The 22,029-nt window shown below is 70.4% G+C and carries 25 protein-coding genes and 1 pseudogene; 9 read left to right on the plus strand and 17 right to left on the minus strand.

The genetic code is table 11. The features are described from left to right. Window positions 1-450 precede the first annotated feature (450 nt). From AB0C76_RS38305 to AB0C76_RS38330, 6 genes are all read right to left on the minus strand, one after another. A complete protein-coding gene (locus AB0C76_RS38305; RefSeq protein WP_359974628.1) occupies window positions 451-1,926 on the minus strand; it encodes a replication initiator in 1,476 nt (491 codons plus the stop codon). A gap of 123 nt (window positions 1,927-2,049) precedes the next feature. Then, window positions 2,050-2,247, minus strand: coding sequence for a hypothetical protein (locus AB0C76_RS38310; RefSeq protein WP_218200465.1), 198 nt, complete (start codon window positions 2,245-2,247; stop codon window positions 2,050-2,052). Then, window positions 2,244-3,581 (minus strand): FtsK/SpoIIIE domain-containing protein, encoded by a 1,338-nt coding sequence (locus tag AB0C76_RS38315; RefSeq protein WP_359974630.1) that lies wholly within the window; start codon window positions 3,579-3,581, stop codon window positions 2,244-2,246. The genes AB0C76_RS38310 and AB0C76_RS38315 overlap by 4 nt, the downstream gene beginning before the upstream one ends. Next, complete coding sequence (locus AB0C76_RS38320) at window positions 3,578-4,123, minus strand: RDD family protein (protein WP_359974632.1); 546 nt, start codon at window positions 4,121-4,123, stop codon at window positions 3,578-3,580. Before AB0C76_RS38320 ends, AB0C76_RS38315 begins: the two co-directional genes overlap by 4 nt. Continuing rightward, window positions 4,116-4,364: a hypothetical protein gene (locus AB0C76_RS38325; protein ID WP_359974634.1), complete on the minus strand. Its 249-nt coding sequence runs from the start codon at window positions 4,362-4,364 to the stop codon at window positions 4,116-4,118. Before AB0C76_RS38325 ends, AB0C76_RS38320 begins: the two co-directional genes overlap by 8 nt. After that, window positions 4,361-4,729 carry a hypothetical protein gene (locus tag AB0C76_RS38330; RefSeq protein ID WP_359974636.1) on the minus strand — a complete coding sequence of 123 codons (369 nt, stop codon included), beginning with the start codon at window positions 4,727-4,729 and terminating at the stop codon, window positions 4,361-4,363. The genes AB0C76_RS38325 and AB0C76_RS38330 overlap by 4 nt, the downstream gene beginning before the upstream one ends. A gap of 226 nt (window positions 4,730-4,955) precedes the next feature. Between AB0C76_RS38330 and AB0C76_RS38335 the strand changes: the two genes are divergently transcribed. Both AB0C76_RS38335 and AB0C76_RS38340 read left to right on the plus strand, forming a co-directional pair. Next, window positions 4,956-5,711, plus strand: coding sequence for a GntR family transcriptional regulator (locus AB0C76_RS38335; protein ID WP_359974638.1), 756 nt, complete (start codon window positions 4,956-4,958; stop codon window positions 5,709-5,711). A gap of 279 nt (window positions 5,712-5,990) precedes the next feature. After that, complete coding sequence (locus AB0C76_RS38340) at window positions 5,991-6,560, plus strand: fibronectin type III domain-containing protein (RefSeq protein ID WP_359974640.1); 570 nt, start codon at window positions 5,991-5,993, stop codon at window positions 6,558-6,560. A gap of 218 nt (window positions 6,561-6,778) precedes the next feature. Here the strand turns inward: AB0C76_RS38340 and AB0C76_RS38345 are convergent, their stop codons facing one another. Both AB0C76_RS38345 and AB0C76_RS38350 read right to left on the minus strand, forming a co-directional pair. Then, window positions 6,779-7,090 (minus strand): hypothetical protein, encoded by a 312-nt coding sequence (locus AB0C76_RS38345; protein ID WP_359974642.1) that lies wholly within the window; start codon window positions 7,088-7,090, stop codon window positions 6,779-6,781. A 370-nt stretch (window positions 7,091-7,460) separates the two neighbouring features. Beyond that, window positions 7,461-7,856, minus strand: coding sequence for a hypothetical protein (locus AB0C76_RS38350; RefSeq protein ID WP_359974643.1), 396 nt, complete (start codon window positions 7,854-7,856; stop codon window positions 7,461-7,463). Window positions 7,857-8,017: 161 nt separating this feature from the next. Here AB0C76_RS38350 and AB0C76_RS38355 point away from each other — a divergent pair, with 161 nt between their 5' ends. Then, window positions 8,018-8,284, plus strand: coding sequence for a GntR family transcriptional regulator (locus AB0C76_RS38355; RefSeq protein WP_359974645.1), 267 nt, complete (start codon window positions 8,018-8,020; stop codon window positions 8,282-8,284). A 57-nt stretch (window positions 8,285-8,341) separates the two neighbouring features. Here AB0C76_RS38355 and rfbD read toward each other — a convergent pair whose 3' ends face one another. Beyond that, entirely contained in the window at window positions 8,342-9,190 is an 849-nt protein-coding gene (rfbD, locus tag AB0C76_RS38360) for a dTDP-4-dehydrorhamnose reductase (protein WP_359974647.1), read from the minus strand. Between the two features lie 42 nt (window positions 9,191-9,232). On the opposite strand from rfbD, the gene AB0C76_RS38365 reads away from it, so the two are divergent. Next, the gene (locus tag AB0C76_RS38365) at window positions 9,233-10,084 is read left to right on the plus strand and encodes a sugar phosphate nucleotidyltransferase (RefSeq protein WP_359974648.1); all 852 of its coding nucleotides are present in this window, start codon (window positions 9,233-9,235) and stop codon (window positions 10,082-10,084) included. Between the two features lie 142 nt (window positions 10,085-10,226). On the opposite strand, the gene AB0C76_RS38370 is transcribed toward AB0C76_RS38365, so the two are convergent. Together AB0C76_RS38370 and AB0C76_RS38375 are read right to left on the minus strand one after the other, a co-directional pair. Beyond that, on the minus strand, window positions 10,227-10,478 hold the full coding sequence (locus tag AB0C76_RS38370; protein ID WP_359974650.1) for a hypothetical protein: 252 nt from the start codon (window positions 10,476-10,478) through the stop codon (window positions 10,227-10,229). Window positions 10,479-10,683: 205 nt separating this feature from the next. After that, the gene (locus tag AB0C76_RS38375) at window positions 10,684-11,040 is read right to left on the minus strand and encodes a hypothetical protein (protein WP_359974652.1); all 357 of its coding nucleotides are present in this window, start codon (window positions 11,038-11,040) and stop codon (window positions 10,684-10,686) included. Between the two features lie 399 nt (window positions 11,041-11,439). Between AB0C76_RS38375 and AB0C76_RS38380 the strand changes: the two genes are divergently transcribed. From AB0C76_RS38380 to AB0C76_RS38390, 3 genes and pseudogenes are all read left to right on the plus strand, one after another. After that, window positions 11,440-12,522 (plus strand): Scr1 family TA system antitoxin-like transcriptional regulator, encoded by a 1,083-nt coding sequence (locus tag AB0C76_RS38380; RefSeq protein WP_359974654.1) that lies wholly within the window; start codon window positions 11,440-11,442, stop codon window positions 12,520-12,522. Window positions 12,523-12,887: 365 nt separating this feature from the next. Further along, a pseudogene (locus AB0C76_RS38385) lies at window positions 12,888-13,133 on the plus strand (ABC transporter permease); the annotation flags it as partial. A 321-nt stretch (window positions 13,134-13,454) separates the two neighbouring features. After that, the gene (locus AB0C76_RS38390; protein ID WP_359974655.1) at window positions 13,455-14,642 is read left to right on the plus strand and encodes a CaiB/BaiF CoA-transferase family protein; all 1,188 of its coding nucleotides are present in this window, start codon (window positions 13,455-13,457) and stop codon (window positions 14,640-14,642) included. A gap of 284 nt (window positions 14,643-14,926) precedes the next feature. On the opposite strand, the gene AB0C76_RS38395 is transcribed toward AB0C76_RS38390, so the two are convergent. The 3 genes from AB0C76_RS38395 to AB0C76_RS38405 all read right to left on the minus strand — a co-directional run bounded on the left by AB0C76_RS38395 (window position 14,927) and on the right by AB0C76_RS38405 (window position 17,855). After that, window positions 14,927-15,922 carry a DUF2278 family protein gene (locus tag AB0C76_RS38395; RefSeq protein ID WP_359974657.1) on the minus strand — a complete coding sequence of 332 codons (996 nt, stop codon included), beginning with the start codon at window positions 15,920-15,922 and terminating at the stop codon, window positions 14,927-14,929. A 167-nt stretch (window positions 15,923-16,089) separates the two neighbouring features. Next, on the minus strand, window positions 16,090-16,914 hold the full coding sequence (locus tag AB0C76_RS38400; protein ID WP_359974659.1) for a hypothetical protein: 825 nt from the start codon (window positions 16,912-16,914) through the stop codon (window positions 16,090-16,092). A 383-nt stretch (window positions 16,915-17,297) separates the two neighbouring features. Continuing rightward, window positions 17,298-17,855 carry a helix-turn-helix domain-containing protein gene (locus AB0C76_RS38405; protein ID WP_359974661.1) on the minus strand — a complete coding sequence of 186 codons (558 nt, stop codon included), beginning with the start codon at window positions 17,853-17,855 and terminating at the stop codon, window positions 17,298-17,300. A gap of 85 nt (window positions 17,856-17,940) precedes the next feature. On the opposite strand from AB0C76_RS38405, the gene AB0C76_RS38410 reads away from it, so the two are divergent. Beyond that, window positions 17,941-18,816: an alpha/beta hydrolase gene (locus AB0C76_RS38410; protein WP_359974663.1), complete on the plus strand. Its 876-nt coding sequence runs from the start codon at window positions 17,941-17,943 to the stop codon at window positions 18,814-18,816. Between the two features lie 262 nt (window positions 18,817-19,078). On the opposite strand, the gene AB0C76_RS38415 is transcribed toward AB0C76_RS38410, so the two are convergent. From AB0C76_RS38415 to AB0C76_RS38425, 3 genes are read right to left on the minus strand one after another with little or no spacing between them, the layout of a single operon-like run. Continuing rightward, on the minus strand, window positions 19,079-19,510 hold the full coding sequence (locus AB0C76_RS38415) for a MarR family winged helix-turn-helix transcriptional regulator (protein ID WP_359974665.1): 432 nt from the start codon (window positions 19,508-19,510) through the stop codon (window positions 19,079-19,081). Next, on the minus strand, window positions 19,510-19,926 hold the full coding sequence (locus AB0C76_RS38420) for an SRPBCC family protein (RefSeq protein WP_359974666.1): 417 nt from the start codon (window positions 19,924-19,926) through the stop codon (window positions 19,510-19,512). Before AB0C76_RS38420 ends, AB0C76_RS38415 begins: the two co-directional genes overlap by 1 nt. 57 nt (window positions 19,927-19,983) lie before the next feature. Beyond that, the gene (locus AB0C76_RS38425) at window positions 19,984-20,892 is read right to left on the minus strand and encodes a LysR family transcriptional regulator (protein WP_359974667.1); all 909 of its coding nucleotides are present in this window, start codon (window positions 20,890-20,892) and stop codon (window positions 19,984-19,986) included. A gap of 165 nt (window positions 20,893-21,057) precedes the next feature. Between AB0C76_RS38425 and AB0C76_RS38430 the strand changes: the two genes are divergently transcribed. Continuing rightward, complete coding sequence (locus tag AB0C76_RS38430) at window positions 21,058-21,936, plus strand: SDR family oxidoreductase (RefSeq protein WP_359974669.1); 879 nt, start codon at window positions 21,058-21,060, stop codon at window positions 21,934-21,936. Window positions 21,937-22,029: the final 93 nt, after the last annotated feature.

The raw sequence follows: 22,029 nt of genomic DNA on the forward strand, positions 1-22,029 counted from the left end.
CCTCGAAGCGGACGACTGCCTCCAGCCGGATCCGCTCGCGCGCGGCCCTCTCGGCGTCGGTCAAGCCGCCGCCCTGCGCGTATCTCACAAATCAGTCCTACCGAAGCCGTCCGGCGCCTGTCAGGCGAACGGCCCCGACATCACCCGATCAAGTTCAGTAGTGTCGACCCAGGGAGTCGCGCACGCAGCCCCGCACGGTGACAGCCCGCTATTCGCGGCCTACTTGACAAACGAGGCCCGGCTGGGACTACCCCGAGAGGGATCCCAGTCGGCCGTCAGCGGTTCTGTGGTGTCTCTTCAGGAGGTTCCAGTAACTGCACCAGTCGCTCCGCACTCTCCGGACTGATCCGGCGAGGAAAGCGCGAACAGACTCTTTCCAAGTGCCAGGCACGGCTGTGCCGTTCGGACGCCCGTGCGTCCTTGGCAGTGGCCGGCGTATCCCCCGCCATCTCATCCGCCATGATCAGCCCCCGTGTGCCCGGCCACTTCAGCCCCCCGGGGTCCTCGCCGCGCCCCACCCACCCACCCGAAGGGCAGGTGGTCACGGGCGATCTCTCGGGTCCGCTGAAGGTCCGCTGCGATACCCTCAGCGATCAGCGCCTCACCGGGCCCGAGGCCTGCCCCGGCGAACCGCCAGTTCCCTACAGTGACCTCGTCACCGTTGGCGGGCCCGCCCCGGACGTGTTCGCCGCGTTCTTCCCGCAGACGGCGGTACGTCGTCGAGTAGGCGCGGGTCTTGGTCAGGCAGTGGCCTCGGTAGCCGAGCATGTGAGCCCAGGCCCGCAATCGCAGATGCGCCAGCTCCGGCACAGCGCCCAGCTGCCAGCAGGTTCCCACCAGGGCCCGCATGTGAGCCGAAAGCCGCAAGGCGCGGATCTCCGCCGCGCTCGTCACCCGCCGGTCCACGGCACCGGCCGACTCCGCCCCCTTGGTGGTGTACTTCGCCACGTAGGCGGCGACCTTCTCAGCGCTGACCGGCGCCTCCTGCCCGCCGCCGATCTCGTGCACGTCCATCTGCGCGCCGAACCGCAGCCGCCGTTCACCGTAGGCCGCTGACACGGGCCCCGGCAGCGAAACCGCCGCGACCGCCGTTCGGGACGCGTCCAGGAGGACATCAACTGTCGCCCACGGCGGGGGCGGTTCGCCGGGTCCGTCAGCGCCGTCGAGGCGCACGACAGCGTGGAAGTGGACCACGCCGCGCCGCTGGTACTCCGCTACCTTCACCGCCGAGACCCGCAGCACCCGTCGAACACCGGAACGGCTCACCGAGCCCCGCGCTGCAAGGTGGTGGTACAGGTTGTCGGTGAAGGCCTTCCACAGTGCGCCAGCGTGAGCGTTCCACAGCACATGCCCCGGGTAGTCGTAGCACTCGGAGCACAATGGCTGCCCGACCAAGCGCCCGGTATCCGGGTGGGCCCGTCCGCAGCCCAGCGGATTGCCGTGCTCGCAGGTCCCCGGCTGGTCCCGGTGGCAGCGGCCCGCCCGATGCACCCGGCCGAAGGACGGTGCTGTCAGCGTCAGGAACACCAGCGGATGCGCTCCTGCCACGGCCGGGACGCCCTTCCCGCCGGCCAGCCCCGCGTGCACGAGGTGCCAGCTGTCGCCCTGATGCAGCCACGAGCAGGGGCCGCACCGCGAGGAACGGCGGTTGCGGCAGCGCAGTGCCAGTCGTTCCCCGGGCTCCGCCGCAGTGCTGTACCGGCGCACCATCGCACCCGACACCGTGTCGAACGTGGCGGACGCTCCGGTCAGGTATACCGGGCGCGCACACCCGCCGGTCGCGGTGATCTGCTCCAGCCACCGCGACAGGCCCGGCATCTGTCCCAGGCGGACAAGGTCCCGATCCACCTCGTCCAGATGCCGCAGCCGTTCTGCCTGTGCCAGGAACGTCCGCCTGGCGGCAGGGTCTTCGTAAGGGTCGTTCATGGGGGATGTCTCCAGGGCAGGACGGGCCGTCCCGGCCACACCAGGTAGGGCCCGGTGTGGCCGAGGACGACGGACGACGGGGACCAGACGGCCCGTGGTCGACTCACGCGAACTCCAGTTCGACTAGGGGGCGGGGGAGTGGGTCAGGCCTGTGACGAACCACGTCACCGCCGCCGCGATCGGGTCGGCGAGGTGGGTTTGCGCCAGGTAGAAGCCGAGCACCCCCACCAAGATCGTCTGCCAGATCTTCAGCTCACCGGAGCGGATTTGCAGGACGACGATCACGAAGAGGAACGCGGTGATGGGCACGATGACGATCACGAGGCACCACCTGCGTACAGGTGGTTCAGGGCGGGCGCCAGGTGCGCGAAGCGCTTTGCGGTCTCCTGCGCCTGCTCGGGGGTCACCAGGTGCGAGCGCGCCCGCATCCAGCCCCCGCCCCGTGCACCGAAGGCCACCGCCACACCGGGCGTGTCCACGGAGATGGCCTGCACCGCATCCAGCGCTTCACGGTCCAGGTCACCCAGCGCCATCTCCGCCGTGCCCTTGTCCGACACCCGGAAGCAGACCCGCCCCGCCAACTGCGCACGCAGCGCCGTCACCCCGGGGCCGAGGTCGGACCCCACCCGCTGGCCGGCGACCACCAGGTGAACACCGAGCGCCGCGCCGAGCTGCCCCAGCCGCAGGAACGCCGTCGAGACCTGCGCCACCTCCGCCTTGTCGGCGCTCGTCGCCGTCAGGTAGAGCTCCGCCACCTCGTCCACGATGACGATCACCGGCACCGGCTGTTCAGGCGGCGGCAGTTCCCACACCGAGCGGACCCCGGCCGCGCGGCACAGGGCCATCCGGCCCAGGGTGATCTCCACCAGCCTGCCCAGGAGTTCGGCCGCCTCGCTGCGGTTGGTCGCCAGCGCCGACAGGCGAGGCCCGAACAACGACAGCTCCATGCCGCCCTTGAGGTCGATGCCGACCAGCGCGACCCGTTGCCGCGCCCACTGCGACACCAGCGAGGCCACCAGGGTGGACTTACCGGAACGCGTAGCGCCGACGATCAGCCAGTGCGGGATCTGCCGCAGGTCGATCAGCCACCGCGCCCCGTCCTCCCACAGGCCGGCGACCGCCGACAGCAGGCCGAGCGAACCCCGGAACGGCTCCGCCGCAACGCTCAGCGGATCCCACGCACTCGCCTCCAGCAGCACCGTTCCGCGCGAATCGGACGCCGCCCGCACCGCGAAGACCCGCCACGCGTGCGCCATCGATTCCGCCGCCGCCTCGTAGGCCTCCGGAACCTGACCAGGGTGCAGACGAACCCGGACCACCAGCCCGCCCCGGCGCCAACGGGGCAGTCCCATCCGGGGCTTGATGGGCTTGAGCGCCCGGCCCTGCACCACGACGTTGCCCAGCAGCGCCATCGCCGGTCGCTTGGGCACCGACAGCCCCTGAAGGTCGGCGAGCCTGCGCCAGGTCCACACCACCCGCACCAGCGTCGCGGGGAACCCGCACAGTGCCCACCACGCGTGGGGGTTGCGGCGCCGCAGCGACGGCGACGCCACCGCCAGCGCGACCATCACCAGCCCCAGCGCGCCCAGCACCCACACCCCGTACGGCACCGACGCCAGGCCGGGGTTGGCTGCCGCAGCGTTGATCGTGTTCACTCCCTCACCTCCGCGATTGCGAGAATCACGTCCATCTCCACCACCAGCGACCGGCTGATCTGATCCGCCCAGGTCTGCCGCCGGTGATGGACGACCGGCCGGATCAGCCCGAAGAAGCCGGGCGCGATGTCCACCACGTGCAGCAGGCTCCGAACAATGGACCGGGCCGGGCCGAGCGGGCGCGCGGTGTCCTCGTCCACGGTCACGATCCGCATCACCCGCTGACCGAGTGACTGCCCGGTGCGGCCCCGCAGGGCCCACTGCCAGCCGAAGAACGCCACCGGCAGGGCCCAGCCGAAGAACCCGAACACCGGCTGCATGTGGACACCGACCAGCAGCGCCACTCCCTGGATCAGCGCGAACACCGGCTTCGCGTAGTACAGGAGAGCGGTGTAGGCGGTCATGATCCCCGCCGCGATCGACACCTCCAGCAGCGAGCCGCACGCCCGGGTGCTCCAGTCCGCCGTGCCGGGGACCGCCGACCTAGCCTCCCGAGTGGGACGGCCGGGCCCAACCAGGGCCCGCCACCGTTCCTCACTCACCGCCACCACCGCCGTCCAGGTCCAGCGGCGGCAACTCAACGCCGGTCTCCGCCGCCAGGTTGCACAGCTCCGTCTCCAGGTCCCGCGCCAGCGCGGAGGCGTCCTGCGCCATCTGCGCGATGATCGCGAACAGGAACCGGTACGCTCCCCAGTCCAGATCCGGAGCGATCTCCGCCGCCAGGTCGCCCAGGTCGTTCAGCCTCTCCCGAAGGTCCCGCCAGTCACGCGCCCTGCCGCTCACTTCGCACCGCCGGAGGCACGCGACCCCTCACCCGACGCCGGCCGCGCCGAGGCGGACGCGGGAACCACCGACGCCGCGCGGAAGGACAGGCCCATGCGCCCGTTCATCTCCCACCAGAACGCTTCCAGGCCCACCAGCCGGACCGGCTGCCCGACCTCGACGCCCACCGGTTCGCCCGACACCGCTACCTCGATCAGCGCCGTCTTACGACCTTCGGGGCGGACCGCGACGCCCACCGTCCACACCGGCAGCCCGTCCCGGTCGGCCTTCACCTGTCCCGTGTCGGGATCCGTCTTCTCCTCCACCGACACGCACAGCGCGCTGCCCAGCCGCGCCGCGTCGAGCGGCAAGTTCTTCAAGGTCATGTCCCTCTCACTCCTTCCCGAACGACCGCCCGTTAGGTCAGTCGTCATGATGAATTTGGTGGGAGGTCGATGATGAGCGCACTTGACTCCGAGCGCAAGGGCATTCATCCTGACGACTGCTGAATTACGGTCGCCGCAAGGGGCTTGAGCAGCGGCGACGGGACCTAAATTTCTGTTTGATAACGGACCTGACGGCTACGAACGAGTCGTCACCAAGGGGGCCCAAGTGGCGGCAGTGAGAGGGCAGGCGCTCTACAAGCAGGTCGCGCGCGAGATGCGCAAGGCCATCGCACGCGGCACGTGGCGACCAGGCGAGAAGATCCCGACCGAGGAGAAGCTCACCGCGCTCTACCAGGTCTCGCGCCCCACCGTCCGTCAGGCCGTCGCCGAACTCAGGGCGGACGGACTGCTCGACGTCCAGCAGGGACGCGGCACCTTTGTGCGGGGCCCCCAGCCGGAACCCGAAGCGACCATCCTCATCGAGCGCACGGTCCTGTGCTTCGGCGACCAGTACCACTGCCCGGCCGGATGGGATGACGCGGAAGAGCCCACCGTCTTCCGGGTGCGCCTGGAACCCAGCGCGGCGGAGCTGCTGGGTACCGAGGAGGGCGAAGCCGCTTTCCTCGTTCAGCGCCTCTACACGCACGAGAGCAGCGGAATCCGCGCCCGCTACACGGCACTTCTGCCCATGGAGCAGATCACCGGCACGCTTCTCGCCCAGCAGCCCGAGGTGTTCAACACCGACGCCTACGCAGCGCTGGCCGCAGCACACGGCGCGATCGAGTGGCGCGAGGGCGTCAGCGCCCGCATGCCCAACCCCGACGAGCGCGCGGCCCTGCACATGGCCGAAGGGGTGCCCGTGCTCGTGTCCCAGCGCGTCACCCAGACCCAGCAGGACGCTAAGCCGCTCATGCTCGAAACCCTGACCATGACCGCAGGTGCAACCCAACTGACGATCACCCACCGCCCGGTTATCCGGTAGATATCGGCAGCTGAAGCGAGTCCCCGCCCGGCCTGTGTTATTTGCAACGACAGGACTACTGATTGGCCGTCCGTATTTTTCGGCGACCCGCTCGAATCACCGTGCGTGATGCTGGTGGCCGACGGTAACTCGTTGGAATTGTCAACCTGTGCAATCGTTGGCACGCCTCGCAGCTGAGGTCTTTGCGTCATTTGGGTGGCTGTGCTGAAATGAGTCTTGAGAACTTAATTCTTCATCAGGGGTGATCTCGTACAGTAGCTGCATTGGGGTGAGTTAGCCATGAAGAAGTGGAATCGTAAACTTGCAGCGGTAAGTGTGGCAGGTGTGATGGCGGGAGTGGCCGTGACGCTGTCGGCACCCGTGGCATCGGCCGTTCCGCCTGCTGCCCCTTCAGTGAGTGTCGCGCCGGCGGCCACTAGCGTGGCAGTCAGCTGGAGTCAGGTTGGCGATGTGGAGGGTTACCAAGTCAGCGATGGTCTGACCACGCGCTTCGTGAATGTAAATCAGAATACTTACACGTGGGGCGGCCTCGCGCAGGGCACATATAAGTGCTTCCATGTGCGCGCAATAAATGGCCAAGGCGAGACTGGGGCTTGGTCGCCGTACAAGTGCACAACGACCACGAGTAATTCGTCGCCCAGTCATGCTGCCTATATTGAGCAGGTTCGGCAGACTCTTGCCCAGATTGTTCCGCCGCTTTCGGACAGGGAGAAAGGTGTGATCAACAACGGTCTTCTCTGCCTGCAAGATATTGCAGTTCGGAAGGTGGACCCTAAGGTGAGCACCGCTTGTGGCGCCTTTGTCGCTGGAGTGGTGCTGCTAGGGCTCAATCCGCCCACGGCCGAGTAGAGCGAGCTGACGCTTCATCGGAAGCAACCAGGAGTGGAGAGCCCGTGATCGCCGTCGTTGTCGAAAACCTTCTTCACTCACTCAAGGAGGCGGCGCATAGCGCCGCCTGTCGGCCCGCCGCCCCGGCCGGGCTGCGGCCTGACGGCCGGTCCCGGCCGGGCGCCGGCCGACCCGGACCGGACACTCTTGAGGCGAAAGCCCGCAGGGTCAGGCCGGGCTCACTCGCCGCACGTGGATCCGCACTCATTCCGGCCCGCCATGCGGTCGAGCACCTCCCCGAGCCGCCGGGCCCCGGACGCGGTCCCCTTCAGGAACACCACGCCGTGCCCGTCGTCGGACCACCCGGCCTGCGCCCGCACAAGATCGGGCCCTTGAAGGCCCAGACCGGTAAGAATGGCGTTCAGCTGTTCGGCGGCGGCACGCGCCTCCAGCCACGGTCCCTCGTAGTCGACACCTTCCAGCTTCGGGCCGCCACCGAGAAAGATCTCTCCATTCTCATCGGGCCGCCCCTCGCCTTCCCACTCCGGCATGTGCTCTTCCCCTGTGCAGACCGTCACGAGCAAACCGACAGCCCCCGACCGCAGAGGCCGGGGGCTGACGAGTGTAACGGCTGGCAGGAGCGCCAGCGGGCCTGTTGTCGACGCCCGCCGAGTTAACTCTCAGTGCCGAACGTCGCCAGGGCTTCGGCCACGATCGGCGGGACTGCCCAGCAGTCCAGGGCCCGGTAACGCAGGACCCCATCCGACCACGGCCGCGGATCGTTCTTGGCCCGCGGCGAGTACTCCACCGAGCAGTAGGCGCCACCCAAGATGGTCCACCCCTCCCGCAGGCACTTCCGCAGTCCCCGCGTGTTTCCCTTCCGGGTGCCGTCCGACAGCACCTTGACGAATGCCCGCGACATCAGGCACCCCGCCCGGCGAGAACCCCGCGACAGTCGGTCGCGTCATCGAGCCAGTGAAGCGGGTCGGGAAGGTCGAGTTGCGCCGCGAACGCAGCCGCTCGCCGCTGCCGAATCTTCTCCCACTGGCCCGCATGCGCGTCCGCCTGCTGCTTCAATGCGGCGGCCTTCTCGGCGGGGGGAGTCTGCTCCCAGGCTTCCAGGTACCGGGGAACGAGCGGAGCGGGCCCCAGGGGCATCGTGCGGGCCAGCAGGTGAGCCGGGATCGGACGGCGCCACCCGCAGATGGTCGGCGCCTCCCGGTGCTCCGGACGGATGGGAACGGCTCGGTGTTCCCCGCGCGCCGGCAGGGCCAGGCGCAGAATCCACAGGAACACGAGAACGATAAGCTTGGCCATGTCGTCGCTCCTCGAAAGCGTCGGCCATGCCCCGGGACCGTTGGCGCGGTCGCCGGGGTTCTGTGTTTGTTGAGATTCGACCGTAGCCCGACCTGTCTAAGTTGTCTACAGGTCTACCTGTCTAAGTTGTCCAAAGATCAGCAAGTGCTTACCCTGCCTGCATGTTCGAGAGTCCCGCGCCGCGTCCGAAGCGGATCCCGCCTTACCAGGCCGTGGCCGCCGAGCTGATCCGAGAGATCGGCGAAGGCCTGTATGACTCGGACCCCTTCCCCTCAGAAGGCGATCTTGTCGCCCGCTTCGGCATGGCACGGATGACCATCCGCAGAGCCCTTGACGTACTGCGCGATCAGGGCCTCATCACCACCCGATGGGGCAAGGGCTCGATGGTCGTCCCGGCCGACCAGCGGCCGGACCCAGATATGAAGTAGCCCCGCCCAGGCGAACCGGGACGGGGCCCGGCAGGATCGGTTGCCCGGCCTTACGGTTCACCGGAAGACGGGATCGCTCAGGGCCAGGGTGAGACGGTCGCGCCAGGGTCCGATCTCCCGGATTCCTGCCAACTTCCAGCGCTCATGGCCCAGCACACCGAACACCGGCCGGCGAGCAGGCAACGGGTACTCGGCCGTTGTGATCGGCCGCACCCGCAGGGGATCAAGCCCGGTCAACCGGAGCACCTCCCGCGCCAGGTCGAACCAGCTAGCCTGCCCGCTCGCGGTGCCGTGGTAGATCCCCGCCGGCGCGTCCTTGCAATGCCCCAGCGCCACCAGTTGCCGCGCCAGATCAGCCGTCCACGTCGGCTGCCCGAACTGGTCGGCCACCACGCTTACTGTCTCGCCCGTCCGCCCCAGGCGCAGCATCGTGGCCACGAAGCTTGGCCCCCCGGCGCCGTACAGCCACGCCGTCCGCACAACGTAGCCGGTGCGCGGCAGTACCTGCTGCACCGCCTGCTCGCCCATTAACTTGCTGCGCCCGTATGCGTTCAACGGCCGGGGTGTCGCGTCCTCCCTGTAGGGGACGGTGCTGCGGCCGTCGAAGACATAGTCGCTGCTGACGTGGATGAGCCGCGCGCCGGTGTGCGCGCAGGCTCGCGCCAGGGTCAGCGCGCCGTAACCGTTGACGGCGTTGGCCTTGTCCTCGTGGGTCTCGGCGTTGTCCACCCGGGTGTATCCAGCGCAGTTGACCACTACCTGATGGCCGTCGACCGCCTTCGCCACCGTGACGGGATCGGTTATGTCCAACGCCGTGTGTTTCAGCGCACTGATCTCCTCGTGTTCGAGAGCCCTTTCGACCGCCTGGCCGAGCAGTCCCCCTGCACCCGTGATGAGCCATCTCACGCGTCGTCAACTCCCATAGTTTGAAGGCATTACTCTGATCTCATGCGCGGAATCATCCTCACCGGCGGCCCCGCAGAGGCCCTTGGGCCCCTCACCCGGGCTGTCTCGAAGCAACTCCTCCCGGTCTACGACAAGCCGATGCTCTGCTATCCGCTGGCTGGTCTAATCCAGGCCGGCATCCGGGAGGTCCTGGTCATCACGGCTCCCGAGGATCTGCCGCACGTGCAGCGCTTCGGCGACGGGCACGAGATCGGCATGCGGCTCGAATACGCGGCCCAGCCCGACCCCGGCGACGTTGACCAGGCCATCGGCACCGGCCTGGACTTCATCGACAACGCGCCCGTAGCCCTCATCGCCGGGGACGGTATCTTCCACGGCGAAGACTTCGTCTCCGTCTCTTCCCTCATCGCCGACTTCGCCGCCGCCCCCAAGGGCGCGAAGATCTACACGCACCGCGTTGCCACTCGCCACCGCAACACCGTGCGCGCCGGGCTGTACCTGTATGACGACCAGGCCGCCGGCATTGCGCGTTCCCTGATCCCCTCCCAGCGCTCTGCGACGGGCCTGCACCGCGTCAGCGCGCACTACACGAGGGCCGGACAGCTCACCGAGATTCTCCTGTACGCGGGAACTGCCTGGCTGTCCGTCCACACGGCCGAGGATTTGGACCGGGCATCCGTCTGGGTTCGGACGATCGAGGACCGGCAGGGCATCAAGATCGGCTGCGTTGAGGAGGCCGCCTGGCGCGCCGGGCTGATCGACGCCGAGCAACTGCGCGAGTTGGCCGAACCACTGCGCAAGAGCGGCTACGGCCAGTACCTGCTGAACCTGCTCAACTGCGGTCCCGGTCAGCAACTCCGCTCCTTGGCCTCGCCAGGGGAAACCACTCGTTGACGTCGTAGCCTGCCCCGGGTCGCGCCTCTGTGTGGCCCCGCCCGTCCGCGCCGGGGGATGCGCGTACGGACGGGACCTCTCCCGTACTGGGACGCCCCGCCCACTGGCAGTCCCGGGGCGGGAGTGCGGGAGGCTATAGGGACTACTCGACCCTCCTTGGCTGTTCGATCCTGCGGAGATCCCCGCCTTCGTCCTTGATGATCACCACGAGCGGCACGTCATCATCGAGAGACAGTTCATCTCGAACAAGATCCGTTATGACCCTGTCGGGGAATCTCTCCATGTCGTCCTCGGACACGAAGGGGAAGACATGCGCGCCCTCGATCTCCAGCTCATAGCCCGTCGCAGGCACGACTTCGACGTTAACTTCGCGTGGAACCTTGGGAGTTACCATCGAGGCTTCTCCTTCGGCGGGTCTAGATAGTGATCGGAGGGCGGCAGAGGTACCGGAGCGCCGTCATCTCGACGGATCCGCCGGCGACTCGGACTGAACAGTGTCACGGGCCAGGAGAACTGGCCTTTCAGGCCCCATAGCATCTCGATCGTGATCACTGGATGCCTGATTCGGTGGAGCCAGCGCCGGGCCCAGGACGACGCTCTCACGCGGCAACCGACGCGGGGACGTCCGCGATGCGCTTCCGGCCGCAGACCTGCACGGCCGATTCCTCCGGGTGCTCGGCCAAGTAGTCCTCCGGCAACAGGTACCCGAACCGGCGGCAGGAGCATCGCCACGTGGGGGTGCCGTCCTTTCCCGGCGGGTCCGGGTCGATCACGGTGCCGCAGTCGCATTTGGGCGGCTGATCACTCATTCGATGCGCCTTTCCGTGTGCGGGTTGATCGTGTTGAAGTAGGGGTTCGGCAACGACGACCGCGCAGCCGAACATGGAGGCGAAGGCCAAAATGATGACCAGGGCCCGGTAGCCGTACGGCTGTCCTCGTATGGCCAGATCCGCCACCAGGGCGAAGGCGAGTCCGGTGGCGACCGCCGTGGCAGCATGCGCCGTGTGTACCCGAGGCGGTCTCACGCACCCGCCAGGTTGACGGACCCTCGGGGCGCTCCGGCGGGGTTGGCGTATTCCAAGTCCGGGGGCACCGGTCTGACGTCGATCGGATCCGCCGTCCACTCGCACCCGCCGGCCGCCGGCCGGAGGTAGTGCTTGCCGCCTATGGTGTCCATGTAGACACCGGTCCGCCGACTGAGCTGGTCAAAGACGAGCTGCCCGCCATGGGGCGCGAAGAGGTCCATGCCGCCGCCTTCCGGTCACTGCTGAGCGGTAACCAGACAACTGCATGGGGTAGGGGGTCGTGTATACCTGGCATCAGGACAAACGGTCTGTCCCGATTGGAGGTTGGCGTTGGCCGGAAGACGAGCACGGCCCCGCAAGGTCACCCTCACCCCGGCTGCCTGGGTTTGGCTTCTGAGTGACAGTCGTGAACGCGCAGGCCTCTCGTGCGCGGAGCTAGGTCGAAGGGTCAGATACAGCTCCAGCTACGTCACGAAGGTTGAAGGTCTGGAGCGCGGACCCGTACGAGAGTTCGCGGAGGCTTGTGACGCTGCCCTGGGCACTGGTGGACAGCTGACTGCCGCATGGGACCAAGTGGATTGGAAGCGGGAAATCCAGCACCCAGACTGGTTTGACCTCTACGCCGGTCTCGAAGCCAAATCGGTGGGGGTGCGCGGGTACGACATTGCGCGAATCTGGGGGCTTCTACAAACGCCGTCGTACGCTCGCGCTCTCGTGCGCTACGTAAAGGGACCGGACGCCGACCCGGTCGACGTCGAGAAGATCGTGCGTGCCCGGCTGGCGCGGCAGGAACGCTTCCTTGAGCCGGACGGGCCGCCACTCGTTTCTGTCCTTAACGAGGGTGTCATCCGGCAGATTGTTGGGGGTCCGGGGGTCATGTACGAGCAGCTACAGCACCTGCTCGACCTTCCGCAGCAGTATCCGAACATCAACATTCACGTTGCCCCCTTCTCGTTGGGCGAGCGCACCGGGGCTACAGGAACCATCACCCTCATAGAGCTAGCGGACGGCGAGCGATGGGCCTACGCCGAAAGTCTCGGGAGCGGTCACATGATCAACGACGCCGCCGCCGTGGCTGAGCGCTTCCGGGCCTATGATCGACTTCGCGCGCAGGCTCTGTCTGCCTCCGACACCGCCCGCTTGATCCAATCCGTCATGAGAGGGCTTAGGAACATGACCACCAGTCCCGTGCCGACGTTCTACGCCAGCCGCCATGCCAACTGGAAGAAGAGCACTTACAGCGAGGGAGACGGCGGCAACTGCATCGAGGTCGCGCTGAATCTCGCCACGGCCGACCGTGTCGTACCCGTGCGGGACTCGAAGGACCCGAGTGGACCTGAGCTGGAGATCAGCGCCGACGGCTGGTCTGCCTTCGTCTCCGCTGTCCGTGCTGGAGAGTTCGGAACAGTCTGAGCAGTGCAGGCACTTGAAGCCCCCGACGGCGCGAGGCAAGGGGGCTTTGTTCGGCTTCATGGCTGCCGCGCGGCAGCGGGGGCCAGGGGCGGGAAGCTTTACGCACCTACCACTGGCGGAACCCGAGTCGGGCAAGCCCGGGGGGCCACTCGGCCAAATTGCGGTCAGGCCCAGAAGCCCTGACCGAGTCGCGCCAGCTTACGGCCCCCCGGACATGCCCGACCCCACCACCGGCAGGACACCGCCCAAAGCTTCCCGCCCCCTCGTGGGGCAGCCGCTCGCCCGAGCATCCGCCGGCCATGCACAGATAGTCTGATGCCCGGCCGCCGGCCCGTCCGCAGGTGGCAGAAATAGGTTGTGAAACAGGCTTGACCCAGGCGATCACGATGCCGCTCTTCTTCGGCTCCAACGCCCTCTACCCGGTCGCCCTGATGCCCGGCTGGCTGCAGGCCGTCAGCAAGGCCAACCCCCTCAGCTACCAGGTCGACGCCCTGCGCGGCCTCCTGATCGGCACCCCGTCCCACCTCCCGCTCGACTTCGCGGTACTGACGGGGGCGACACTCCTCGGCATCGCCGCCGCCTCGTCCCTCCTGGGCCGCCTGGCGCGGTAACGGCTCGTCCCAGATCGGCAGGTCACCGTGCTGGTCCGGTGCGGTCATCCGGACGGCGATCCGGGTTCGTGAGGTGAAGCCGCGGGCGGTGCAGGCCGCGGGGTGCCAGCGGTCCACTTCGACCGATCGGCTCGCCCGCCCTGCCCGCCCGCGGCTCGAGGTACCGGGCCCGGAGAGGCCGGTGATCGTCTTCCGGCTCGAAGCGCGGCGGTTCTTCGTCACCGCCGTCCGTTCCGGGGAGTTCGACGCCATCTGGCGGCGCGGACTGAACCCGCTCGTCGGCGGGTAGGTCCCGATCCGCTCACAAGGGAGGGAGTCCGGGTGTCGCTGCCACTCACGGGTGTCACGGTGATCGCGTTGGAGCAGGCGGTGGCCGCGCCGCTGGCTTCCCGGCACCTCGCCGACCTCGGGGCCAGGGTGGTGAAGATCGAGCGGCCGGACGGCGGCGACTTCGCCCGCGGCTACGACCACAGTGTCAACGGGCTGGCCAGCCACTTCGTCTGGCTGAACCGCGGCAAGGAGTCGGTCACCCTCGACCTGAAGGCGCCGGAGGGCCGCGCCGTGCTGGCCGACCTGGTGGCCTGCGCCGACGTTTTCCTCCAGAACCTCGCGCCCGGAGCCGCCGCCCGCCTGGGCTTCGCCTCCGCCGAACTGCGCTCCCGGCACCCGCGGTTGGTCACCGTCGACCTCTCCGGCTACGGCTCCGGTGGCCCCTACCAGGACAAGCGCGCCTACGACATGCTGATCCAGTGCGAGTCCGGACTCGCCTCGGTGACCGGCCCGCCCGAGCGGCCGGCCAAGACCGGGGTGCCGAGTTCGGACATCGCCGCCGGGATGTACGCGCTGACAGCGACGCTCGGCGCGCTCGTCGGCCGCGCCGCCACGGGACAGGGCGCCGCCATCGAGGTGTCGATGTTCGAGGCGACCGCCGAGTGGCTGGGCCACCAAGTCCACTACACCCAGGGCGCGGGCCACTCCCCGGGCCGTGCGGGCCTCTCCCACCCGGCCATCGCGCCGTACGACGCCTACCCGACCGCCGACGGCCACGAGGTCATGATCGGCATCCAGAACGACCGCGAGTGGGCCCGCTTCGCCACCGGCTTCCTGGACCGCCCGGACCTCGCCGACGACCCCGAGTGGGCCACCAACGTCGCCCGGGTGCGCCGCCGCCGACTCGTCGACGCCCTGGTGGGCGGCCGGACGGCGACCATGACGGCCGACGAGGCGATCAAGCTCCTGGACGCGCTCGCCATCGCCTCCGCCCGCCTGAACGACGTCGCCGACCTCCTGCACCACCCCCAACTCGCCGCCCGCGACCGCTGGCGCCCGGTGGCCACCCCGGCCGGCGAAGTCCGCAGCCTGCTACCGCCGTTCGACTTCACCGGCTCCGAACTCCCCATGGGCCCGGTCCCCGCCCTCGGCGCCCACACCGACGCCGCCCTGCGCGCCCTCGGCTACCCCGACGAGCGAATCGCCGAACTGCGCGCGAGCGGGGTGCTGGGGCAGTAGGGCCCGGGCGAACACCCGGATGCCACGTCGTGAATCCGCCGCGCGCCTTCGGTGCTCCGCTCCTCGCTCCCTTCCGGGTGGCGAGGGGCGGCCCCCCACTCGAGGGTGGTCCCGCCGCCTAGGATCCTCAGCGCGGGTGCGGAGCCCACTGGATTTCGACGAAGTCCGCGAGCTCGAACGTCCGGCCCGGGGCGCCCGTCCTGGACGGTCACCCGCGGCGGCGCGGTGCGGGCGCCGGTGATCCGCAGCCGAGTGCTCCCGGGCCAGGGCGGCCGTCGGAATCCTCAGAAGGTGAGGGTCTGGCCGGGGACGGATGCCTGTTTCCGGGTGTAGGCGACGCCGTGGACCTTGAGGCCGGACGGGTCGAGGAGGGTGATCGCGCCGCCGTCGGCGCCCAACCGGAAGCCGTTCGCGGCCGGGAAGGTGGTGGAGGTACCCGGCTGGAGCTCGGTGTCGGGTAGGGGGAGCACGTTCTGCTGCCGGTCGCTGAGGTGCCATCCCTGGAGGTTGATCGGCGCGGCCGAGGTGTTGACCAGGGTGACCGTCTCCGGCGCCGGGGCGACCGGGTTGACCAGCGCGGCCGAGATCCGCATCGGTTCCTGGTGCGGGGTGGTGGGCCGGGTGGGGGCGAGGGCGTGGCCGGTGGTGTCGTCGGTGTGCCACGCCTGCGACTGGAAGGCCAGGAAGACCGCCACCCAGCGGTTCTCCGAGGCCAGGTGCAGCAGCAGGCCGCCGTCCTGCCAGACCCCGTCGTCGCCGGCGTGCCCGGCGTCGTTGCCCTGGTTCATGTGGATGTCGTGGACGCCGTTTCCCGGCTGGAAGTCGAAGACCTTGTCACCGGCGTCGGTGGGCCAGCGCTGGCCGAAGACGTAGAGGCCGATGGTCCGGTCGGCGATGGCACGCTGCACGTAGTGGTCGAGCAGGTCCTCCAGGTCGTTGTTGAGGCCGGGGACGTCGGCCGGCAGGACGCGCATGGTGGCCGGGTCGAAGAGGTTCCCGCGGATGAAGTCGAGGCTGGCCGTGCCGGCCCGGGACGGCTCGGGGTGCCAGCCGCTGCCGGCTGCCGGCAGCAGCTGGGTCAGCGGGTGGTGGAAGTCGTCGATGGCGACGTACAGCAGGTTCGGCGGCGTGGTCTGCGACCTGACGTTCACGGCGATCCGGTAGTCGGTGCCGCCGTCGTCGCGTACGTGGATCTGGTAGTGCGGCGTCGAGACCTGCGCCGCCTCGCGCGTACTCTCGACGGCTCTGGCGGCGAGCACGCCGTAGTTGGCCACGGGCATCTGTCGTCCTCTCGGCTGAAGGTGCGGGCGGCGGTGACTCGAAGCCCCGCCGTTGTCGCGCCTCCCGTTATCGCCGATCGGCTGCCGGGCGGGGTGGAGAACCGCGCAGTGTTCACCCGCCTGGCATCCGACGACCAGTCGAAAGAGCCCTCCGGGCCGGGGAGCCGTCAGCCGTTGGTGCAGCCGGCCGTCGCGCAGGTCTGCCAGGGGCCCCAGACGCCCGGGGTCTGCTCGGAGATCCTGGCGTACATCGACGGGGCGTTCCACATGTGCGCGACGACCGCGAGTGTCCCGTCCGCGGCCTGCGTGACGGCGGACGGCGTGGCGACGGAGGAGGGCAGCGGGCCGGTCCCGAGGTCGGTCCAGGAACCCCAAACGCCCGGCGTGCTCTGCTCGTTGACGTACAGCCGCGGTGCGCCCGAGCCCTGGTAGACCTCGAAGAACGCCAGCGTCCCGTCCGCCTTCGTGAAGGCGACCGGCGGGCCGAAGAAGCGCGGCACGCTCGCCGGGGACGGACCGAACGCCTCGGGCGCCGACCAGGCCCCGTCCTCGCCGGACTGGTGCATCCGGACCAGGACGGTCGACTGGTAGCCGATGGTGAAGACCTCCAGGCTCCCATCGGCATTCGCGGCCACGGTGAGCACCAGGTTCTGGAAGTTGAGCGCCATGCCGTTGACCTGGCTCCAGCCGCCGTACGCGCCGCCGGGGGTGCTCTGCGAGCGGTACCACATGGTCTGGCCGGTCACGTAGTTGGTCGAGAAGATCGCGACCTGCGCCTGCGTGCCGTCGGGGCGGGTGACCGTGGTGGACTGCACCTGGGTACCGGGAGGCGTCGCGTCCTGCGCCCGGAGCCCGGCCGCGGCCACTGCCACGTGGGCCGGAGCCCCGCCGTGCGCCTGTGCCTGGGCGGTCGGCGCGAGGAGGCCGGCCGCGCCGACGAGGGCGGCGCAGACGGTCGCCGCCGCCCTGAGTCGCCGTGCGTTCTTGCGCATGGATCCGTCCCTTCCGATGGTCGTCGAGGCCCGGCCGGGGCGTGGCGCGGGCCCGTCGGCCATCCTGCCGCCCGGGTAGTCATCCGGTGTGCGTGCGGCGGGAATTGGCCGGAATGTGAGGGTCCGGGGGAGAAGGGCGATGTCGGCCACTGCGTTTCCGGACTCCGGCGGAGTGGGCGACGGGAGGGCGTCGCCGCCGAGCGGTTCGCGCCGATCTGCCGGCGGCTGCGCGCTGAGAGGCCCGATGACGTGGACCGGCGCGCGAGGCGGAGTGGATCCGCCTCCTCAACCCGCCGACCGGTTCGCCCGCTGGCGCGGACCGGCCCCGGTGCAGCCGAGAGCGGGCGCGGACGAACGGCCCGTCCGCCCGGCCGGACGGATGCTCAGGAGGGTGCGTCGTCGCCCTCCTCCGACGCCGGGCCGGCGGGGAAGCGGATCGGGCTGAGCAGGTAGGGCCTGCGCCCCGGCGCCGGTTCGTTCGCGAGGTAGGGGCCCAGGACCGCGAGCAGGTCGCCCGTCATCCGCCCGAGTTCCTCCGGGCTCAGCCACAGCGTGCCCTGCCGGTAGGAGACCCCGTCGGCCACCGGGTCGGCGCCCTCGCGGTCGAGGTAGGCGTTGAACTCGGCGATGAGGACGGCCATGGCGGCGGCGAAGCCCCGGCGGTGGTCGTCGGGCGTCATCGCGGCGGCGTCGGCGGTGCCGACGGAGGGGCGGTCCCGGCGCAGCCGGTAGTACCGCTCGACGGTGCCGCGCACCCGCCGCTCGTCGGCCACCTCCAGGAAGCCCGCCTCGGCGAGTACGCCGACGTGCCGGTACATGGTCACCTTCGGCACCTCGGGCATGCGCTCGCAGAGCTGGGAGGTGGTCAGGACCCGGTCGCCGGCGAACGCGTGCACGACGCGCAGCCGCACCGGGTGGAGAAGCACGTCCGTAGTGTCCATGGGCTTTACGATTCCACACTCGGTACTATTATCGAAACTGGAAATGTTGGCGATCCACCAGTGATCGACGGCGATCGGAGGGGACATGCGCCAGTCGACGGGACGGGCGGTGCCGGTGAACGGCCGGTCCGTCCACGTGGAGGAGTCCGGCACGGGACCGGACCACGTGGTGTTCGAAGCGGGCGGGGGAATGGGCCGCACGTGCTGGGATCCGGTACTGCCGCTGCTGGCGGACCGGGCACGCCTCGTGGCGTACGACCGCGCCGGCTTCGGCCGCAGCGGCCGGACGGAGGCCGGGCTGAGCATCGACGACATGGCCGCGGACCTGGTCGCGCTGGTCGAGGCGGTCGTGCCCGGCCGCTTCGTGCTCGTCGCGCACAGCATGGGCGGCCTGGTCGCGCGCCGCGCCGCGGAGGCGCTGGGGCCGCGGCTGCGCGGGCTGCTGCTGCTCGACCCGACGGCGGAGACCGCGCCCGTCTACGACACGTTCGACCGGACCGTCACCCAGGTGGACCGCAGCCTGGCCGTGATGCAGACACTCGTCCGGCTCCGGCCGCTGGCCCGCCTGACCAGTGGGAACGTCCGGCGGGCTTTCCCCGCGGACACCTACGCGACCATGCTGGCGGAGGACTTCGTCCCGGCGGGCATGGCGCAGACGAGGAAGGAGATCAAGGCCGTGGCCGAGGCGATCCCGCGCTTCCGCGCCGAGCCGCCCGCCCCGCCCACGTGCCCGACCGTCCTGCTCTCGGCCACCCGTCCGCAGCCGGGCCGGGGGCGGCACCACGCCGGACTCGTCGAGCACCAGCGCCGCTTGGCCGAGGCGCTGCCCGACGGCCGGTTCGAGCGCGCCGACTCGGGCCACTTCATCCAGGCCGAGCAGCCGGCCGTCGTCGCCGACCGCGTGCGCCTGCTGCTCGACGCGTCCCGCCCCGACACCGGGACCGGCGCGGAGGCCCGGTGACGCACGAGTCCCGCGGAGCCACCCCGGCCCTGCGCGGCTCCGACGCCGACCACGAGCGCGCCGCCGCCGTCCTGCGGAAGGCGACGGCCGACGGCGGCTCGCCACCGGGGAGCTGAACGAGCGCCCGGACCTCGTCCCCGGCGCACGGACAACGGGCCGAACCGTCGGACGCCGTCCGGGATCTCGGGTCGCCGGGCGGCAGGCCGACGGCGGCCGAGGGGCGCCGCCTCCGGGGCGCGGACGGAAGGGTCTCGGCGGGTGGTCACGCCTCCGGGGCGGTGGCCAGGCGGCGGAGCAGGGCCAGAGTGTCGTCGCGGGGCACCGGGCGGAAGAACTCCGCGTCGACGGCCTCGACGGCGGCGATCGCGCGCGGGGCCAACTCGGCACCGGCCCCGGTGATGCGCAGGCGCTTGGCGCGGGTGTCGGAGGGGTCGACCTCGCGCTCGATCAGGCCCTTGGTTTCGAGGGCGCGCAGCACCTGCGAGGTCATCTTGACGTCGGTGCCGGCCTGGCGGGCGAGGGCGAGCTGGTTGGGGTGCTCGCCCTGGGAGTTGAGCCACCAGGTGCAGGCGAGCAGGACGAACTGGACGTGGGTCAGGTCGAGCGGGCCGAGCGCGGCGGCGATGTCGCGCTGCCAGCGCAGCGTGGCGTGCCAGAGCAGGAACCCGGGGCTGTCGCCGGGGCCGGGCGCCATCAGCCGCGCGCCAGGGCGACGAGGGCGGCCATGGTCACGGGCCAGTCCGCGGTGACGGCCGGGCCGAGCTGCGGGCCCGTCAGGTCGACCGCGTCGCCGGTGATCTCCATCCGGTAGGTGACCCGGGTGCGCAGTCGCTCGCCGCGCTCCAGCCGGTGGGTGGTGCGCAGGACGAGGCCGTCGATCCTGGCCTCGTCGACGAAGAGTTCGCCCGCCGTGGCCTCGGCGATGAGCAGGTGGACGGGGTCCTGCCCGCACGGGGTCATGACGATGCCGGTGCCGGCCTCGAACGGGCCGTCGATCCGGATGCTCACGATGTCGGCGTTCCACGCCCCCCAGTGGTCGACGTCGGCCCACAGGCGCCAGATGGCCTCGGGGGTGGCATCGGTCTCGACGCTGTGCTCGTACGTCCACATGGGGCGCCTCCGGAAGCGGGGAAGAGGTAATCCGTCCGTAGATTATCTGCGCGCAGGCTATGAGTCCAGGCTACCCCGCGGTGCGCCCGTCAGCAGTGCCTCCGCCGCCGTCCGGAAGGCGGCGACCAGGCGGCCGCGATCGCCGGCCCGCACCGCCAGCACGACGTGGCTCGGCTCGACGCCCTCCATCGGGACGACGACCAGGTCCGGGCGCGGCGCGGACCGCCCGGGGCCGATCGGGACGAGGGCCACCGCCCGGCCGTCGGCGACGAGTTCGAACTTGTCCTCGTTCGCCGCGACGAGTGGTCCGTCGGGCGCCCGGCGGCCGTCCGGGCGGGGGTCGATCCGCCAGAACGCGTCCCAGGCCGGGTCGGAGACCCGGGGGAGCGGCTCGTCGGCGATGTCGTCGAGGGTGACGGACGCCCGGCCGGCCAGGCGGTGCCAGGCCGGCACCACGAGGGCCCGGGGCTCGTCGTGGAGGACGGTCACGTGCAGCCCGTCCGTCGTGAGCGGCAGGCGGGTGACGACCGCGTCGGCCCGGTGGTACAGGAGGGCCTGGCGGGCGTCGTTCCAGGCCAGGTGCCGGGTGTGCACGTCGGCGTCCGGGTGGCGCCGGCGCAGCTCGCGCACGGCCGGAGTGACGATCAGGTTGGCCGTGTAGCCGACGGTGATCCGGCTCGGCTCGGCGGCGGCCCGGGTGTGGGCTGCGGCCTGCGCGGCCGAGCGCAGCAGCGCGCGGGCGCGGGACAGGAACACCTCGCCCGCCTCGGTCAGCCGGCTGCCCTGTGGGGTGCGGTCGAGCAACCGTGCGCCGAGCTGCTGCTCCAGGCGGCGGATCTGTCGGCTGAGCGAGGGCTGGGCGACGCGCAGCTCGGCGGCGGCGCGGCCGAAGTTGCGGTGGTCGGCGACCACGGTGAAGTAGCGCACGAGGCGGAGGTCGAGGTCCGGCGGGGATGGGTCGGCCATGTCCCCAGCGTAATCCCCGGTCTCCCGGGGGCGTCGCCCATCCGGGGCCTGACCAGCGGTGATGCCTGATCCGTATTGCGCGGTCCGGAACAGGACCTGGACGGCGAACGCCCCGCCCGCCGACGCTGGAAGCACCGAGCCGTACCCACGAGGAGTGAATGCATCATGCGCGTGTTCGTCACCGGCGCCACCGGCTTCGTCGGCAGTGCCGTCGTCCGCGAACTGCTGGCCGCGGAGCACGAGGTCGTCGGGCTCGCCCGCTCCGACCGGTCCGCGGCGGCGCTGGAGGCGGCCGGGGCCGGAGTGCACCGCGGCGCGCTCGACGACCCCGGGAGCCTGAGCGCCGGCGCGGTGGCGGCGGACGCGGTCGTCCACCTGGCCTTCATCCACGACTTCGGCCGCTTCGAGGAGTCGGTCCGCGTCGACGGGCGCGCCATCGCGGTGCTGGGCGCCGCGCTGGAGGGCACCGGAAAGCCCTTCGTCGTCACCTCCGGAACACCGGGCGCACCCGGCCGCGCCGCGACCGAGCGCGACGGCGCCGCCCCCGGCACCCCGGCGGCCGGCCGGGACGCGAACGCCCGCGCGGCGCTGGACACCGCGGCCCGGGGCGTCCGTCCGTCGGTCGTCCGGCTGCCGCGCAGCGTGCACGGGGAGGGCGACCGCGCCTTCGTCCCGGCCCTGATCCGGCTCGCCCGCGAGAAGGGCGTCTCCGGGTACGTGGGGGACGGCTCAACCCGCTGGCCCGCCGTCCACGTCCGGGACGCCGCCCGCCTCTACCGCCTCGCCCTGGAGGAGGCGCCGGCCGGATCCGTCCTGCACGCGGTCGGCGACGAGGGCGTGCCGATCCGCGAGATCGCCACGCTGATCGGCCGTCATCTCGGCCTGCCGGCGGGCCCGCTCCCGCCCGAGGAGTTCGGCTTCCTGGGCGGCCTCCTCGGTGTCGACCAGTCGGCCTCCGCCGCCCTGACCCGAGACCTGCTCGGCTGGCGGCCCGTCGAGCCCGGTCTCGTCGAGGACCTCGACCAGGGGCACTACTTCGCCTGATCCATCGCCAGTCGATCCGCCGCCGAGGGAACCAAAGCTCGGTGCACGAAGTCGAGTCTGGTGTGAATTCGAACGAAGCGCAGAACGATCCGC

The organism is Kitasatospora sp. NPDC048722 (assembly GCF_040650235.1).
GTDB lineage: Bacteria > Actinomycetota > Actinomycetes > Streptomycetales > Streptomycetaceae > Kitasatospora.